Genomic DNA, 17,706 nt, shown 5'->3' with positions numbered 1-17,706 from the left:
TCAACAACATAGTTTGACACAGCCCCTCCCGTAAATCGGGGTCTGTAGGATGATTCGGGGTAAAGGCAACAACAACATAGATTGACACAGATGGGTCGCACTTCAAATACGGGGCTCGATTGGTAACAACATAGATTGACACTACATCGAGAGCGTTCATTCAGGCCGAAATATTATGTGAGCGCGACCGGTCACTCACCTGTGCGGAAATAGCGTTTTTTCAGCACAGGCTCAGTGCGATGTTTAAATCCGTGCGCAACCTTCGACCGGACCCCATCAGCACATAAACTGTGTTTTTTGTTCGAAATAAGCAGTCGTGAGTGAAGGAAACACCCAGCGTTGTTCGGACCCAATCACCAGGCGGGAAGCGGCCTTTACTGTCTTGGATAACGGTCAAAGCGTAAACGAGAGCAGGAATTAGCTGTCTATCCGTAATGGCTTTTCGCTGACGTGTTGTAATGTCGAGATCCAAAATTGCCCAATCAGCAACAAGACAATAGGCACGGGAAGGAAAATGCAGACTGGCGAGGGACACTGCATCTGAGGGGGCGAGTTGGCATCCGTTTATTTTATCGCCTGCAGAAAGCACTGAAACATAATCTGCCAAATTCATTTGTAACTCCTGCCGATCAAAAAAACCGATTCGAACGAGAAGCATCATTCAGCTTAGCTCCCAGCGGATCACCAGGTTCCGATGCCGACGGATAGCAGCAGGGTGATCTCATGGCTGTTCCGTCTTCTCCCTTCATCTCACTGAACGGGATGATTTCTATCGAGCTGACACCAGATAAAGTGGTTTGCGCCAGTACCCAGCTATGCCATTGCCGTGCGTGAACCCTACCTAGCGGTAGGTGCCGATGTGGGTGAAACCTAGTGCTTCATGGATGCCCGTGCATGCCGGATTCGGCAAGGCGACGCCGGTATAGGCGCATGAAATCCATGTTACTTAAGGAGCGGTAGAAGCCGTTTGGCTGCGGCTGAATCAAAATGACATGCCCTCAGACACTTGAATCAGCATTTCTTCGACTAGATGTGTGCCAAAGGTTGTAGTGACCATCGCCGATGGGCTTTCTCCCAAAAAACGGGCTTTGGGTTTGGAAAGCCATTGTTTGGCCTTCCCTTTGTCACCGAAGATCACCTCGGCCATGGCGGTAATATGTGCAAACCGGAACAGGCGATCGCTCTCATGCAACGTTAAAAGCTGATTGGCTGACAGTTTTGTTTTGAGCGTTTTGGGTTGAATGATTCTGTCGCGTTCTTCGTCGCTGAGGGTTCCATCATCACAAAGCATTTTGATCAGGCTGACCGAGAAGCCAGCTACTATCATGTCGTGAATGTCCAGATCCGAAGCATTGACAGCGATATGAAGAAGCGTCTCCAGCCGCATGCGGTAAGCATGATAGGCATCCTGACGCAGGACGCCTGCAAACATGGGCCGCACTGATGTTGCGTTGCGCACGGGCGTCAGGACTAATGTGCCATTCAATACCGTTAGCTCCAGGTCGTCCCCAACACCTAACCTCATTTGGTCAAGCAACTCTTGAGGCAGATCAATGATGATGTCGCCAGTATCGTCCTCAGTTTTCTGGCATTTGACTATCCAGCGCTCAGTTTCACTCATGATCGTCCGGCCCTCATCCGCCATCAGAGAATGACACACATCATTATGCTTGGGCCCAGAGCTGACCAAAGGAACGTGCACTCCTCCGGTAGACATGCACTGCCGCTGCTCGAACGCCGGATAGCGAGTGCAACAGCAAAAAATGGGGCAATGGCTTTGCCGCCTTTCCACCGTCACATGGTTACGAGCTTGAGCGTGATCTGGCAACTACACGAAAAGGATATGACATGAACCCTGATGAGCTTTATGTTTCCGTCGACGTCGAGACTTCTGGACCTATACCAGGCGAATACAGTCTGCTTTCCATTGGAGCTTGCCTTGTAGATCAACCTGCCACGTCCATCTATCTTGAACTACGACCTGACAGTCCAAAACACGACCCAGAAGCACTGGCAGTATCGGGGCTGAGTCTGGAGAAGCTGGAGCGCGAAGGACTCACTCCGCAACAGGCGATGCTGACATTTGGTGAATGGCTGAAATCATCCTGCCAAACGGGGCAGAAGGTCATTTTCGTAGGACTCAATGCACCGTTTGACTGGTCATTCGTCAACTACTACTTCCACAAATACTTGGAAACCAACCCCTTTGGTTTTACCGCTATCGACATGAAGGCCTACTTCATGGGAGCTGTAGGTTGCAGCTGGCAGGAAACAAAATCATCCAAGATGACCGCTGCGCTGAAGCCACTCAGCGAACCGAACCATAACGCATTGGATGATGCTCGCTTTCAGGCAGAGCTCTTCGCGCTAATGCTGGCGGGTAAGGGTAACCGCTGACGTGCCTCCCATGGCACCGACTTGAAGCTTATCTAAGCCAGGTTGCCTCAACATATCTGCCGCCCCTGAACGACCAAGCCTTGATGCCTTCTGGTTTTTCGGACTTGCCAACGATAACGGCTATTGGGTGCGGCAGATCCTGTGTGTAACGCGCAGCAAATCTGGAGAAACTTCCTATGTCTGCCGGAGAAATCACCGGAACAGATTGGGGATGCGTATGCCAATAGCCCACCAGCCGTAACCCTTGTTCGTTGGCAGCTTGGATCTCCTGACGGCACCGCTCCGCATCCAACTCTAGCCAAGACCAGCCTGACCGATCGGCGCGATGAGGCAACGTGGCCAAGGCCAGCAGCAATCCTTTCGGATTAACCGGGTTGACGAATAACTGTCCCCCTCGCTCCACGCCAAAAAGGCCCTGCCGGTGACAATCCAAGATGTCCGCGACAGCTTGCGACACCAATAGCTCGGAATCCACCTCCGCCCATCTCCAGCGCCAAGCGATATCCGTCATACCATTTCATCCTTAGGTTCCGGCCATCCACGCTCGAGTAGGAGTTGCTGCGCCCCCTCTGGCAGTTTGGGCCCAAGGTATTGGCCTCCCAGGCTCAGCACATCTTCAGGTCTGTAAATGCTGCTGACCCAAGATGCAGTGGCGATGTTGCCAGTCAATGCGCGAAGGGCCGTGTGCGACACCATAGAGGCAATATTGGTCATCCCCAGTGATCCGCCTGGAATAAAGCTCTCCCCACACGCTGGCAGTGGAACCACACCTCCTCCCGGCCACTGTGTAAACTTATGAAGAAAATCGCCGATGTCCGTGAATAAATGACGGCCATCAAAGGTACCGGCTGGTGCGAATAGCGCGTGGCCTACCTGGGTATACGGTTCGCTCCAGGCTTGTAAAAGTCCCCAAGAAACGCCGCTGGATTTGGCTCGCCATACAGTGACCTCCGACTGCCAGTCCGCTGTCGTAATCACCACAAGATCTGCGTTATCGAACACTTCTGGTTTGCTGCTCATAACTACTTCGGCGAAAGTCGAATAAGCGGTGCATTCTGTAGTCGGAAGATCTAACAGAATCTTGTCCCTCAACGCTGAGGCTTTCAGCCTCCCTAGGCTATCCGCTCCCAGAACGTGCCTACCCAGATTGGCTGACACCAGAGTGTCAGGATCGATGAGGGTAAGGTGGCCGACACCGGAGCGTGCCAATTGTATTGCCACCGCACTGCCTAACGAGCCAACGCCAACACAAACAACCCGAGCATTTTCAAGGTGCTTTGCAGTGCCGCTTATATCGCGGGACAGAATGGACGCACGATCAAGCACGTCTAGGGCAGTTGCGCGGACAAGTGCCGGAGGATGTGCATTTGCGATGGCTGGCCGGCGGCGCGCTGTGCGCAAGCCAAACTTTGCCCCCCGCTCTTGCTGTACGCCAAGCGAGCGCACATTGAGGCAATAAGTTGGAGCATCCGTCCCCCCAGGAAGCTCCAGGACAATCCATCGACTCGCCAACGTTCCATGCAGCTCAAACCATGCCAGCAATTGCTCGGCATCGTCTGGTTGAAGGTGTGGCGTGAGCCACAGCAATAAATCTTCTGGATCCGGGGTGCGGATATCCGGATAAGTCTGAAGCTTGACGTAAAAACCAGGAGTTTCCGCCGCGCGAATGACAGCGGAGCGCCCGACAACCCGTCGGTAATGCCCTTTGAGTGCAGCTACGTTCGAAGCTAGCCAAACCGTTTCCTGACCGGATGGCACAGCCCGGCGCGGATCGCTGAGAGCAAACAACTGCGAGGCGGCCTGAGGTCGATCCAAAAGTAAGAGGTTCTGGAATGACTGACCGTGCTGAAAAGACCAGTAGGTAGTGATCTCATTCTGAAATTCGATATCGCGCGTTGCCTGGCTTGATCCCCTCTTGGACAACGAAACGATCTGGGCCAAGCGAGCAAGACTGTCCTCTACCACGACCTCCGGGGAGCCCATAATGGGGCGCTCCTGAAAGCCATGAAGGCAAAGCCCCGACTTGGTGGCATGCGGCCAAACCAGCCATGGAGAGGGTTCGACGTTCAGCCGCAGGAGCCCACGGGGAAAGTTGGAGGGGAAACCTATACGCAGTCGCCGCTCCTGCCCCGTGTAATCGATGGGCAAGGGGAAGTGAAAGCACGCCGCTTCGTCAGCCCGCATGGGTGCGGGCTGGAGCAATGCATCGGCAGCATCCTGACCTAGGGTGTCTCGCAGTGCGGCGATTCCGCGCTGCAATGGCGTCTTAATAGGGTCAGCCAAGGCGTCCAACTGGCTTTACGCTCGACTGAGAGGTTCCGCCACCGCTGGCCCCTCCGAAGAGCGAACCCATCGAAGCAGAGTTTCGAGTGGTGCCATCCGGTCGGCCGGGCATCGTCCAATTCGCAGGGATCTCATTGTTCACTGCCGTAATGAATGCCGGTGCAATACCGAAATTCTTTTTCATTGCCTCGGCAAAGGAATCGTTGGATTCAAAACTTTCCAAACCCAATGACAAAGATGCACCGGCATCCGCATGCCACTTGGCAAATGCTTGGCGATAGCCTTGCCCCTCACCCGGCCGATTCCACTTCTCTGCAAAGTTTTCGCCGTTATCGGCAGGGTTGCAGACATAGCAGTCGCTACCTCTATGCGCGATGTGCTGCGGCATTCTGCGAACGATTTCCAAAATTGCATCGAGCGGAGCCAGAGGCTTCGACTGCGACTCCTTTACGACATCAAGGTATGCGTGCGTGGCCAGGGTGGTGATGACCGCAGATATTGGGCGAGTATCAGCGCTCCTTGTCTTGATGGCCCATTCATCGCGATGACGCTTGAGTAGCTTAATGGTCGCACGCAGGGGATCTTGATCGATGTAATCCTGATAATGCGGCAAAGGATCTTGTGTCGCGGCATCAAGCATCCGCTGGCTCTTGGCAACTACCAAGCTTTCCAGAGAGATTTCTTGGGCAGAAGCAACCTGCAACCAGTTCGAGTAAGGGATAGGGCTGCTTGCTTTCCACCCTGTGACCCGATCCGGAACCTCCAGCTTACCCTCGCCGTTTGCTTCGCCGTTTCCGTTGATCGCGCGGGCAGGCGTGACATCGATGTGGAAACCTGGATTTTCGTCGGCATAAACGATCCGGATGCCACGACGTAATTGCTTAACTTCTTCTTGAACGCGGGAGCCTTCCCGAAAACGCTGCTCAATCGCTTCTAGAACTTCCTTTGCACCAGCGCCCTGAGCGTGAGGGAGCCAAATAATCGCGTCCGCATCAATGGTGTCCAGATCCGCAGGCGCGCCGGGGATTGGCTTGATGGTCGTTCTCAGCCGCATCGAGCCTTGAACGAAAATATGGGCCTCAGCGAGCAGCGGGTTGTCGGAAGCCGAGAGGATTTTTTCCAGTTGGGAGTAGCGGTCATTGATTTTTTCGTACTGCGCTTCCGACAGCGAGATTTCCCGCGCGGCGCGAAGCAGAAAATATTCCCAACTGCTGCGCTTGGTCTGTTCGTTGCTCAAAAGCATTTACCTAGCCTCCTGGGCCACCAAGCCCAATTGCAGTGTTTGCGTAAACCGATCTTGGTTTTCTTTGTCCCGATCGAAGATCAGGTATGTATGTTGATGCTGTGTTGTGAGCAACGCGCCAAACTCGATGGCCAATGCCGCAGGAATGGCGGCGAAGACGTGGATAGGGTCAGGAGTGAGAGCCTCAAGCTGGCTCAGTCGTATTTGAAGTACGTCGCGAAAGGCATGAATCACCCGACGGTTCTGTACCATCGCGTAGCTTGGTTCTGGGATCGACAGCTCTGCAATACGTGCACCGGGTAGAGCGTCGATCACGTCGCGAACTGGAACTTGCGCAGAAATGGAGAGCACCAACGCCAGTGGGCCATCGCCGTTGGGTGGAGGCGTAAACAGAAAACTAGGCGGCTCAGCAGACTGATCGGGCCAGCGCAAAAGATGCTCGCGGTGAAAAGAGAAGATCAGGCGTTTGGAACGGTCGCCGATACTCTGGCCCAACATCATCAAGGCCGGAATGTCGGCCAAGCCGACTACTGCTAGCGCGGGCGAGTCGCCATAGGTGCCGCCGCGACGCTTGAGTTGCTGCTCCAGCTCATACTGGATGCTGTCTTTGACGTTCTGCCAATAGGCAGCGTCCCTGCCGCGCGGTCCGGGCGCAGGGAAGGCAATTTTGATGCCTTGATCGAAGGCGGTTAATCCCTCCGCAGACATCGCAGTCAACAGATCGCGAACGGGAATATCGTTGATCGTCTGGAAATGCTGACTCTGGACAATGAGAGGAATCGCTCTGCCACCATCAGGGGTCGTTGCGGCGATTCGGATGCGCTCTAGGTATGCTTGGTGTAAACCACTCAAATCATTTTCAGGATAACCGTCTGCGTCACGATCAATTTTGTCATGACAGCCTGGGCACAGGAGCATCAGGTTAGCAGTATCGTTCGTGTGCGCCTCAGCATCATGATCCGCGCGTCCCCGAGGGCCTTTGGGACTGGCGGGCAGGATATGCGCCACTTCGCCCCATTTCATTGGCTTGCCGGCACGATAATCGAACGTCAGATCCGTGCCGCACAGTTCACAATGACCAGCGGTCTGTGTCCATACGATCCGCTTCGTCTCATCATTTGTGTTGAAACGCCCGCTTGCGGGTTTAGCGTCTTCTTGTTCTGCCATTCCGACCGACCCCAGAGAAACATCCATGATTGAAAATGATGATGGCAAGATAAAATCATATTAAGGTCATTCGCCTCGATTTCAAGAGTGATCTGAGGGTGACGAATGCTGAGTCGGCTTTGAGCAGGATGCTGTTTTTGGCTCATCGAAACGCAGTGGCGGCAGCGTTCGTTTTTCTGGCAAGTGCAGGTGGGTAACGGCACTGACCACAGCGTATGTATCGAAATTAGCGAGTTTATGCAAAAGACATAAACTTGCTAATTTCGATACATACCGCGCGTAGGACCGATGAAAACGGGCTGTGCAGCTCAAACGAGGCTGCAAGCGCAGCCCCTTTTGTATGCATTTTTACGCGTCAGTGCTTGCCAGACTCAACGGACAAGTGTCGACGACGCATGAGGTGATAGGCCGCCGGGATCACAAACAGCGATAGCAAGGGCGCCGTAACCATACCTCCAATCATCGGGGCGGCAATGCGGCTCATCACCTCGCTGCCGGTACCGCTTCCCAAAAGTATTGGTAACAAACCAGCGATAACCACCGCAACGGTCATGGCCTTGGGTCGAACGCGCTGCACAGCGCCTTCACGAATCGCGGCCATCAACCCGCGTTCTGTGTTGTCACCGAGGTCTTGACGCTCGGCCCAGGCATTTTTCAGGTAGAGCAGCATGATCACGCCAAATTCGGCAGAAACACCGGCCAAGGCGATGAAGCCGACCCCGGTGGCGACCGACAGGTTGAACCCCAACAGATAGAGGAACCATGCCCCGCCAGTCAGGGCGAATGGCAGAGTGGCCATGATCAGCAGGGCCTCATCGAAGCGGGCAAAAGTCAGGTAGAGCAGCACGAAGATGATCAACAGCGTGGCAGGCACCACCAATTTGAGTCGTGCGTTGGCCCTTTCGAGAAACTCGAACTGCCCTGAGTAACTCAGGCTCATGCCGGGCTGCAACTTGACCTGTTCACTGACGACCCGACGCAGGTCGGCGACTACCGAGGCAATGTCCCGGCCACGCACGTCGATGTATACCCAACCGGAGGGCCGTGCATTCTCGCTCTTGAGCATCGGTGGGCCGTCGCTGACCTTGACCTTCGCCACAGTGCCGAGGGTGATCTGGCTCCCTAGCGGGGTGTAGATCGGCAACTGCTCCAGGGCGCCGAGCGAGTCACGCCACTCCCGAGGGTAACGCACGTTGATCGGGAAACGTGCGAGCCCTTCAATGGTCTCCCCGACGTTCTCACCGCCGATAGCACCGGCCACGATGGATTGCACATCGGCGATATTCAGTCCGTAGCGGGCGGCGGCTTTGCGGTCGATATCCACATCGATATAGCGACCACCGGTCAGTCGCTCGGCCAGAGCCGAACTGACACCGGGTACGCCCTTAGCCACTCGCTCGACCGCCTGAGTCGCGGCATCGATCTCCGTCAGGTTGGTGCCGGCAACTTTCACCCCAATAGGACTCTTGATCCCCGTAGCCAGCATGTCGATTCGGTTGCGAATCGGTGGTATCCAGATATTGGTCAGCCCAGGAACTCGCACCACTCGATCCAGCTCTTCCACTAGCTTTTCTTGGGTCATGCCTGGGCGCCACTGTTCGTGTGGTTTGAATTGGATGGTGGTCTCGAACATTTCCAAAGGTGCGGGGTCAGTCGCGGTTTCAGCGCGGCCGGCTTTTCCGAAAACGTGTTCGACCTCTGGAACTGTCTTTATCAGACGGTCAGTCTGTTGAAGCAGTTGCGCGGCCTTCTGCGCCGATAATCCAGGCAGAGCTGATGGCATATAGAGCAGGTCGCCTTCGTCCAGCGGGGGAAGAAACTCACCACCCAGACGAGAGATCGGCCACAACGCGCTGACAAAGACTAGCAACGCAACCAGCAGTGTTATTTTAGGTCGACGTAATACGGCGTCCAGAGCGGGCTCGTAGATCCGGATCAACCAGCGATTTAACGGATTCTGTTGCTCATTGGGAATTCGTCCACGGATCCAATACCCCATCAACACCGGTACGAGAGTTACCGACAGTCCAGCCGCTGCGGCCATAGCGTAGGTTTTGGTAAACGCTAACGGGCCGAATAGACGTCCTTCCTGGGCCTCCAGCGTGAACACCGGAATGAACGACAGGGTGATGATCAGCAGACAGAAGAACAATGCAGGTCCTACCTCGGCAGCCGCTTCAGTCATCACGTGCCAATGACGTTCACCTTTCAGTTCCTCCCCAGGATTGGCCACGTGCCAAGCCTCGACCTTCTTGTGGGCATTTTCAATCATCACCACGGCAGCGTCGACCATAGCGCCGATGGCGATGGCAATCCCGCCAAGGGACATGATGTTGGCGTTGATACCCTGATAGCGCATCACGATGAAGGCGATCAGCACCCCAACCGGCAGGGAAATGATTGCCACCAGAGATGAACGCAGGTGCCAGAGAAAGATTCCGCAAACCAACGCGACGATGATGAACTCTTCGATCAGCTTGTGGCTGAGGTTTTCCACGGCACGATCAATCAACTTGCTGCGGTCGTAGGTGGTGACGATTTCAACCCCCGCCGGCAGACTGCTTTTCAGCTCGTCGAGTTTGGTCTTGACCGCCGCAATGGTTTCACGAGCATTCTTCCCGCTGCGCAGAATCACCACGCCGCCGACGGTCTCACCTTCACCGTCGAGTTCGGTAATGCCTCGACGCATCTCAGGCCCTAACTGAATCGTGGCAACATCGCCCAACGTGACCGGCACACTGCCCGTGCCCAGTTTGAGCGGGATAGCGCGAAAGTCATTGAGCGTCTTTAGGTAGCCGGAAGCTCGTACGATGAACTCTGTCTCCGCCATTTCCAGCACGGCTCCACCGGTTTCCTGATTGGCTTTGCCGATCGCCTCGGTCACCTCAGACTGCGTGATACCCAAGTTCGCCAACTTTAGCGGATCGAGCTGGACCTGATACTGTTTGACCATGCCACCTACGGTGGCCACTTCCGCAACGTTCGGCAGCGTCTTGAGCTCGAATTTGAGAAACCAGTCCTGTAGGGCTCGCAGTTGCGCCAGATCGTGCCCACCGCTGCGATCAACCAACGCGTACTGGAAAATCCAGCCAACGCCAGTGGCATCAGGTCCTAAGGCTGGCTTAGCACTGGCTGGTAGGCGGCTTTGTATCTGGCTCAGGTATTCCAACACCCGCGAGCGGGCCCAGTACAAGTCAGTTCCGTCTTCGAACAGCACATAAACGAAGCTTTCGCCAAAGAAGGAGTAACCGCGCATAGTCTTGGCCCCAGGTACTGAGAGCATGGTGGTTGCCAGTGGATAGGTCACCTGGTTTTCGACGATCTGTGGGGCTTGGCCTGGGTAAGGTGTACGGATAATTACCTGAACATCCGACAGGTCTGGCAATGCATCGATGGGCGTACTTTGAACCGCCCAGATCCCCCATGCCGTGACGAACAGCGTCGCCAGCAACACAAGAAAGCGGTTGGCCACCGACCAGCGAATAAGGGCCGCAATCATGGCTGGCCCCCAGAGCGTTCCAGACGTTCAACACGCAGACCATCATCCGTCTGGCTAACAGCGATCCGAACCTTGTCGCCCGTTTTTAGGCCTTTCATCAGAGCTGGCGTGGCGAGAGGGAAAGTCATCGTCATGCCTGGCATACCCAATGTCTTGAAGGGACCGTGGGCGAGCGTGACTTCTTTGTCGTTGATCTCAACGATCTGACCATCGGCCTCATGCAAAGCGCCAACGGGCATAGTAGATGGCGAAACGTCCAATGAGCTTGCGACAACGCCCTTGAGACTGGCCTCCGAGTCGAGCAGGAACTGGCCAGAGGTCACCACTTTCTGCCCCTCTTCCAAGCCTTTCAATATCGCCGTCTTGCCATCGTTATCCTGGCCTAGCTGCACCTCCACCGGGCGATATCGACCAGCGTCTTCAGAGAGCATGACCAACGCACGTCGACCGGTACGAATGACGGCCTCGCTCGGCACCCACAGAACACTTTGCTCCGTTGAACGATTGAGGCTTACCTGTGCGGTCAAACCTGGTCTGAGTCGGCCATCTGGATTGGGTAACTCAACTCGAACGCGAAGTGTGCGACTGTCCGAACTGGTTTCCGGAAGAATCGCACTGACGACGCCCTTGAGCACAACTCCAGGGAATGCGGATAAACGCGCTTCAGCTGCTTGCCCTACTACGATTGACCCAGCTTCCGCCTCTGGTACAGCCACGGCCAGCCAGACACTGCTCAAACCATTAACACGAGCCAACGTCTCGCCTGCGGCCACCGTCATACCTTCACGCACACTCAGCTCTTGAAGCACACCACCAATAGGGCTGGTCAGCGTCAGGTTCGATTGAACTTTGCCAGTGCGCTCAACTTGAGCAATTAACGTAGGTGGCATTCCGGTTAGCCGCAATCGCTGCCGGGCCGCTGTCAGCAAGCCAGCATCGCCACTACGCTTGAGGGCGAGAAATTCCTCCTGAGCAGCTGCCCACTCCGGCACCAAGATGTCTGCCAAGGCGGCATTCGCTTTCAGTACATCACCAGGTGCATGGGCATACACACGCTCGACAAAACCCGCCGTACGGGCCTGAATGACTGCAACGTCCCGTTCGTTGAAGGCCAGCACACCTACCACGTTCAGTGTCGAGGCAAATACGCCTCGACTGACACTAGCCAGTCGCACACCAAGGTTCTGAGTCAGGCTTGGATCAATTCGAATGGCAGCGCTGTCCCCCTTGGTATCTGCGTATTGAGGGATCATCTGCATGTCCATGAAGGGTGACTTACCCGGTTTATCGAATTTCTGTTGTGGGTACATGGGGTCATACCAATACAGAACTTTTCGATCGGCAGAGGCTTTGGGTTCATGATCCGGTACGACACCAGCTACTCCGCTCATTCGCGGTTGGGCTAACCAGTAACCCCCGGCAACACCCAAGGCAATCGAGATGCCGATGATTAAAGTCCCTTTCCATAATTTAAAAATCATTGAGCGGACTCCCCGTAAGAGAAATACAGGCGAGCGCTGGTCAGGGCACGTTGCTCTTCAACGTCAACCTGCTTGAGACGGGCTTCGATAAGTTCGCGTCGGGCGGCAACAACCGAGTTCAAGTCACCCTTGCCGGAGCGGTAGCTGGCCATCGTGAGTTCGACCTTTTCTTTAGCCAACGGCAACAAGCTTTCCTGATTACGGTTGACTGCACGATTGAGGCGCTCGTAGTCAGCCAACTCATCCTCCAATAGCTGGGTATGCTCGCGTGACAGGGCTTCGCGCTCAGCCTCAAGCTGGTTTAGTTCGGCGTGCTTGGCCGCAATCTTGGGGTTTTGCCGAGAGTTAGGGAACAGCGGGAGATCCCATGAAAACTGCACGCTGACCATGTCACCGAATTGTTGGCCTCGATGCTGATAATCGAATTCCCAGCTCCAGTCAGATTGCTTTTCCGCCTCAGCTTCACGGATCTTGGCTTGTGCTTCACGGGTCATCGGCACAAAAGCCGCTAATTCGGGGTGATGTTGCAGCTTATGGGAGTAACCTGAGGTCTCAATAGGCCAATCAGGCAAGTTGCCTACCGGTTTGTCATCGGCGGCAGGGCCAATCCAGCGCTTGAGGGCGGCCCGGGCCTGTGCACGTTGGCGAACTAAATCATCCTGCTGCTCAGCCAGTTGAGCAGCTTCCTGTTTAGGTGTGACCGCATCGGCGGGTTGGGCTCGGCCACCCGCAACCTGAGCTCTGACGGTATCGGTCAGAAGACGGTTTTCTTTGTAGAAGTCCTGGAACAACGCATCTTTACGCTCAACCGAGTAGCTTCTGATCCAGGCTAATGCCGTGGACTGTCGGACGTTCAGACGCGCCACTCGACGCTCGGCGGACGCTCGATCAACAGCCGCATCCGCGACCTCAATACGTGCTTTGCGCTTGTCGCTGTTGGGCATCTCCTGCCTAATCCCGACCACTTGCATGGTCATGAAATCTTGGTCGATGCTCCATCTGTCGGGACCACCAATGGGGTAGTTCTGCACGCCCAGCAGTAGCTTGGGATCGGGTAGTTCGCCGGCGGGAATGGCCGCGCTAGTGGCTGCTTGAATTTTGGCGTCTTGTGCGGTCAACGATGGTGCATTGTTTTCGGCCAGCCGCAGCGCTTCATCGAATGTCAATGCGCTAGCGAAGCTCGGCAATGCCAGTACGCTTGCCGCCAGGCCGGCCAGGAAGGACCAACCTGTGCAACAGCACTTGGAGTTCATGTTCACGATTCCTGTGATGATCCACCGCGCGCTTCATAAGACATGCGCGCAGATATGCCATCCCGCTAACGCGGAATGAGGCTCAGTGTGGTACAGGAATCAAGTACGTGGGGGTCGCCATACCCCTGAAGAGGTTTGTACGAGCGGGAGATGGCTGGAGAATGATAGAGCGAGAGGACTGGACAGGGTGATAGGAGGCTTGATGATCGATACTTGCAGCATGCCGCCAGTTTTGCATTCCTGACCCGGCTTACAAGGTTTGCCATGCTCGGTGGGACTTTTCATGTCGTGGCAGCAGTCTTGCCCCATACCATCCATCATCGCCATGCCCATGGTTTTCATCGGGCATGGTTCAGTCGATGCCTGAACACCCGCCATCCCGCTGAGGGGAAGCGCCAAGCTAATCAGGAAAATTAGGCAAAACCGCAGGTAGCGTTTCATGAGCTGGAGTGTAGACGGTGCAAATGGCCCTTACAATTCACCCTTGAGACTCCTTTGTCGGCTGTCACCAACCGCTATGCCGCGCTCATTTCCATGACCGGGCTTAAAGTACCTAACCATGCGACTAGACAAACAATGATGACTGCCATCGAAAATTCGAGCTTCATGCTACGGCGCAAGGCATTGACCGCGACAGCATAGTCTCCATTTCGAACAGAACGTTCCAAGAGCGGGCTTAGGTGAAACCGGTTTAGCGTCGCTAATACGATCATCCCGGCAAATAACAGGACCTTTAAAAATAGCAACTCGCCATAAGTGCTGAGCATCACCTCATCGAGGTTTGGCCCAACGATAAATAGGTAGTTCGCCACTCCCGTAATGCTGATGATCACTACAATCACCGCGCCGGCCGATTCAAACCCTGTCAGTACCCGAGCAAGAATTCGTGCTTCCTGATCACCTTTTAGTGATTTTAAACGCAGAAGCAGGGCAAATGCCGCTAGCGCACCCAACCAACCGCCTGCGGCCAAAAGATGGAAGATATCGCTAGTAAAATGCCAGTAGCGACGGCTACCCTCGTCCATTGCTCCGTGCCCTGTCCATGCCAAGGTTGCTAGCGCAATCGCGCCACACACGGTGACAATCCACAGACTGAGTGTCGGAAAGCGCTTGTTTAGGGAAACGCCAATAATGGCCGTCACCAACGCCCCTATTCGGACCATCCAGGTCAAACCGACGTCAGTCCCCATGAGAACCATTTGAAAAATATGGTGATGTAGCTCCATGAAACCCGACACGCCACTCATTGCTTTCGCAAGCAACAACATCGCGGCAAGGGACAGAGCTACGCCTACAGCAGAAGTACTGTAAAGAAGCGACTCAAAATTCAAAACTGTTCCCGATATTCTTTCTTTTCCCCTGAGGCTATAAAGACCAAAAATTGCCAGTCCAAATAACAGCATCAGGTCGAAATAAAGAGCAAAGCGAACAACGATATTTATTGAGTCGCTCATGAATCATTTCACTTTAAAAGAAAAGTTGCCGGTAATCGGGTGAGTGTCCGAGGAAACGGCACGCCATTCGACTTTGTAAGTACCCGTGGTCAATGGCGATGCGGGTGTAATAACCATCGTTTTCGGATCACCGCCACCTGCAACGTTAGCTTTTACGCCCATAGGTGAATTCGGCATACCAGGCATATCGGTCATGATCAGTTTTGCACCAGAGAACTGAGTCGTTAGATTCTCAGAAAAGTGCAGTTCAATTTTAGACGGAGCCGCCGCATCCGATCCTTCAGCGGGAGTAGAAGAAACCAGCTTTGGATGCGCCTGAGCAACTGCACTCAGAAGCAAACCCGCAGTCAGCGCAACAGCTACGGTGGTAGTTTTAAGGAATGACATGCAAGACTCCTGACAGCAAAAGCTGTTGGTTCTAGGTTTTTAGGGAATATCTAGTTTTTTACTTTTTGACGCTCGTTAAAACCACTGACGAATACCTAGCAAATTCCGTGTCCTAGGGCCGGCTGGACAGGGAGGAATCACAAGATTTCCAACGTCACAGTGCGAGTACACGATGCCACATGAACGCAAACTGTTCGATTACATTTCAGTCAGCTTGGGGCGGGTTTTTGGCACTGATCTGCCCGGATACGGCGCCAAATACGCGACTCTCTTTGGAACGCTCCAAGAGTTTTTTTTCATCCAAAAACGATCCTATTGAGCTAACCACATGTTGCCTGCATACATATGAACAAGGTGTCTTAGGCCTTTCTTGCATCAGCACATGGGAGTTCAATATGAAAGGCTGTTTTTCCGTTTAACGACGTACACCATATTTTTCCGTCATGCGCTTCAATAATTGATCGAGTAATCGATAAACCTAGCCCTGCATTACTTGGACTTCCTTCTCTGCGAGCTGGGTCCACGCGATAAAATCGATCAAACAGCTTTTCAAGATGCTCGGGCGCAATGGGCTCTCCCGGGTTCTCCACAGACACTGATATTGAAGTTCCTTTCTGCCGTATATCGACAGTAATACACTTTCCTTCGGGGGTGTACCGGAGCGCATTTGAGAGCAGATTAGAGATGGCCCTGTCGAGCATAAGTACGTCACCTCGGACGCTACCCCTGCCTGTAACCTTGAGGTCGATCCCTCGCTCATCAGCCAGCAAACGGTAGTACTCGAGTAATTTCTCTACTACTGCTACCAGGTCTATCGGTTTGTTTTCATGTGTAATTAGACCGTTATCTGATTTCGCTAGAAAAAGCATTTCATCAATCATACGCCCCATACGTTTCAAGTCATCAAGATTTGAGTACAGATTGTCCTCGTAGTCCTCAATATTTCTTTTTCTAGATAAAACCACTTCAGTGTGAGTCATCAAATTGCTAACGGGTGTCCGTAATTCGTGAGCAATGTCCGCAGAGAAGTTCGATAAACGAACAAACGCATCGTCCAGTCTAGATAACATTGCGTTGAACGAGAGCACCATCTGCTGGAGCTCTTGGGGAACGGGACCTAATGGAATACGCTCTTTGAGCGATTTAGCTGACATTGAAGCTGCTACCTGAGTGACGAGGCGAATAGGTCGCAGTCCACTACGCGCTACCATCCAGCCCAGTGCAGCACTGACCAGCGCGCTTATCACCAGCCCTATCCAAAACCATCGTTCAAGTGTCTCGAAGAAGGCCATATGTTGAGTGACATCAAAGATCAACATCACTGTCAATGGTTTATCCTGCCCCGTCACAATGGCTTGCGCCGTCACGCCTCGAAATATCTGCTCCTGGTCTCGCCACTCCCAGACATTGCTGTTTGTGATTGTTCGGAAGTCTTCAGGAACCACGATTGGACCTGGGTCAGCAAACAGGAGCTTACCGTCACCATCGATGATAAGGGCTGTCAAATCACGATGAGCACCAAGCAGTGCCTCCAGCTCAGGCTTAACATCACTGAACTGATCAATGCTGTTCAACCCAGTCAAAATTCTTTGCGTCGAGTGAAGCTTTTCGTTCAGCGCCTGCTGATCCAGCATCTTGAAATGATGCCGGCTGAGGTTGTTAAAACTGAGTCCAGCGACGGTGAGCACAGCCGTTACAGCTAGCATGAACATCAGGCTCATGCGCGTAGTCAGGGACATTCGCTTCATTCCGACCCCGTCCCCGAATCCGGCGCATCCAGCATGTACCCCATGCCTCGAGAGGTGTGGATAAGCTTGACCTCAAAATCATCATCAATCTTTGCTCTGAGCCTCCTGACAGCAACCTCGATGACGTTAGTATCGCTGTCAAAGTTCATGTCCCAGACCTGGGAAGCAATAAGCGACTTGGGCAGAACCTCACCTCGACGACGGAGCAGCAATTCGAGCAACGCAAACTCTTTGGCCGTTAGATCTATACGTTTGCCTGCGCGGATAACCCTGCGCTTGAGGAGGTCCACCTCCAGATCAGCCAATTTCATATGGGTTTGGGAGGGTGCAGTGGTGCCTCTACGCAGCAGCGTTCTGACGCGAGCCAGCAGTTCAGAAAATGCGAAGGGTTTGATCAGGTAATCGTCTGCGCCCAGCTCAAGTCCTTTTACTCGATCCTCAACGCGGTCTCGCGCCGTGAGGAAAAGCACTGGTACATTTTTTCCGGATGCTCTCACTTTTTGAAGTACTTCCCAGCCATCCAGCCCAGGCATCATCACATCGAGAATCAGCAGGTCATACGCCTCGCTCAATGCGTGCTGAAGCGCGTCTTTGCCATTGGTAAAGCGATCAACATTGAACCCCGCCTCAGTGAGTCCTTGCTGCAAATAAATACCTATTTTGGGTTCGTCTTCCGCAACCAGAAGTCTCATGAGGATGGCTCTCGAATAATTGTGAGGCTGAGTCTGCAATGAAATGCCTCTGCCAACCAGCAGCTGACAGAAAAGTAATATTGGCTTCAGGTAGATGTCAGC

Annotated in this window: 15 protein-coding genes; 1 reads left to right on the top strand and 14 read right to left on the bottom strand. The window is 53.9% G+C overall.

The genetic code is table 11. The annotated features are described in order from the left end of the window. Positions 1–220: 220 nt before the first annotated feature. Together FIV35_RS02485 and FIV35_RS02480 are read right to left on the bottom strand one after the other, a co-directional pair. Positions 221–661 (bottom strand): DUF6957 family protein, encoded by a 441-nt coding sequence (locus tag FIV35_RS02485; protein ID WP_130205488.1) that lies wholly within the window; start codon positions 659–661, stop codon positions 221–223. Between the two features lie 321 nt (positions 662–982). Beyond that, positions 983–1,621, bottom strand: coding sequence for an antitoxin Xre/MbcA/ParS toxin-binding domain-containing protein (locus FIV35_RS02480; RefSeq protein WP_231980882.1), 639 nt, complete (start codon positions 1,619–1,621; stop codon positions 983–985). Between the two features lie 227 nt (positions 1,622–1,848). On the opposite strand from FIV35_RS02480, the gene FIV35_RS02475 reads away from it, so the two are divergent. Further along, a complete protein-coding gene (locus FIV35_RS02475) occupies positions 1,849–2,397 on the top strand; it encodes a 3'-5' exonuclease (protein ID WP_010565120.1) in 549 nt (182 codons plus the stop codon). Positions 2,398–2,425: 28 nt separating this feature from the next. On the opposite strand, the gene FIV35_RS02470 is transcribed toward FIV35_RS02475, so the two are convergent. From FIV35_RS02470 to FIV35_RS02415, 12 genes are all read right to left on the bottom strand, one after another. Beyond that, positions 2,426–2,908: a Mov34/MPN/PAD-1 family protein gene (locus FIV35_RS02470; protein ID WP_034139891.1), complete on the bottom strand. Its 483-nt coding sequence runs from the start codon at positions 2,906–2,908 to the stop codon at positions 2,426–2,428. Continuing rightward, entirely contained in the window at positions 2,905–4,689 is a 1,785-nt protein-coding gene (locus FIV35_RS02465; RefSeq protein ID WP_034139892.1) for a ThiF family adenylyltransferase, read from the bottom strand. Before FIV35_RS02465 ends, FIV35_RS02470 begins: the two co-directional genes overlap by 4 nt. After that, on the bottom strand, positions 4,673–5,923 hold the full coding sequence (locus FIV35_RS02460) for a nucleotidyltransferase domain-containing protein (RefSeq protein WP_034139893.1): 1,251 nt from the start codon (positions 5,921–5,923) through the stop codon (positions 4,673–4,675). Before FIV35_RS02460 ends, FIV35_RS02465 begins: the two co-directional genes overlap by 17 nt. Further along, complete coding sequence (locus FIV35_RS02455) at positions 5,924–7,090, bottom strand: SAVED domain-containing protein (protein ID WP_034139894.1); 1,167 nt, start codon at positions 7,088–7,090, stop codon at positions 5,924–5,926. Between the two features lie 355 nt (positions 7,091–7,445). Then, entirely contained in the window at positions 7,446–10,589 is a 3,144-nt protein-coding gene (locus FIV35_RS02450; protein ID WP_034139895.1) for an efflux RND transporter permease subunit, read from the bottom strand. After that, positions 10,586–12,070: an efflux RND transporter periplasmic adaptor subunit gene (locus tag FIV35_RS02445; RefSeq protein WP_020302972.1), complete on the bottom strand. Its 1,485-nt coding sequence runs from the start codon at positions 12,068–12,070 to the stop codon at positions 10,586–10,588. Before FIV35_RS02445 ends, FIV35_RS02450 begins: the two co-directional genes overlap by 4 nt. Next, positions 12,067–13,323, bottom strand: a complete 1,257-nt coding sequence (locus tag FIV35_RS02440) for a TolC family protein (RefSeq protein ID WP_020302971.1) — start codon at positions 13,321–13,323, stop codon at positions 12,067–12,069. The genes FIV35_RS02445 and FIV35_RS02440 overlap by 4 nt, the downstream gene beginning before the upstream one ends. A 99-nt stretch (positions 13,324–13,422) precedes the next feature. After that, positions 13,423–13,764, bottom strand: a complete 342-nt coding sequence (locus tag FIV35_RS29840; RefSeq protein ID WP_080761501.1) for a hypothetical protein — start codon at positions 13,762–13,764, stop codon at positions 13,423–13,425. 74 nt (positions 13,765–13,838) lie between these two features. Then, on the bottom strand, positions 13,839–14,777 hold the full coding sequence (copD, locus tag FIV35_RS02430; protein WP_016963494.1) for a copper homeostasis membrane protein CopD: 939 nt from the start codon (positions 14,775–14,777) through the stop codon (positions 13,839–13,841). 3 nt (positions 14,778–14,780) lie between these two features. Then, entirely contained in the window at positions 14,781–15,164 is a 384-nt protein-coding gene (gene copC, locus FIV35_RS02425; RefSeq protein WP_008437424.1) for a copper homeostasis periplasmic binding protein CopC, read from the bottom strand. 359 nt (positions 15,165–15,523) lie between these two features. Beyond that, complete coding sequence (copS, locus tag FIV35_RS02420) at positions 15,524–16,912, bottom strand: copper resistance membrane spanning protein CopS (protein ID WP_032905000.1); 1,389 nt, start codon at positions 16,910–16,912, stop codon at positions 15,524–15,526. Beyond that, on the bottom strand, positions 16,909–17,604 hold the full coding sequence (locus tag FIV35_RS02415) for a heavy metal response regulator transcription factor (protein WP_008437429.1): 696 nt from the start codon (positions 17,602–17,604) through the stop codon (positions 16,909–16,911). Before FIV35_RS02415 ends, copS begins: the two co-directional genes overlap by 4 nt. Positions 17,605–17,706 lie beyond the last annotated feature (102 nt).

The sequence above is a fragment of the Pseudomonas rhodesiae genome (genome assembly GCF_007858255.1).
Taxonomy (GTDB): domain Bacteria; phylum Pseudomonadota; class Gammaproteobacteria; order Pseudomonadales; family Pseudomonadaceae; genus Aquipseudomonas; species Aquipseudomonas rhodesiae.
Note: the sequence above shows the minus strand (reverse complement) of the source record. Positions and strands in the feature narration are given on the sequence as shown.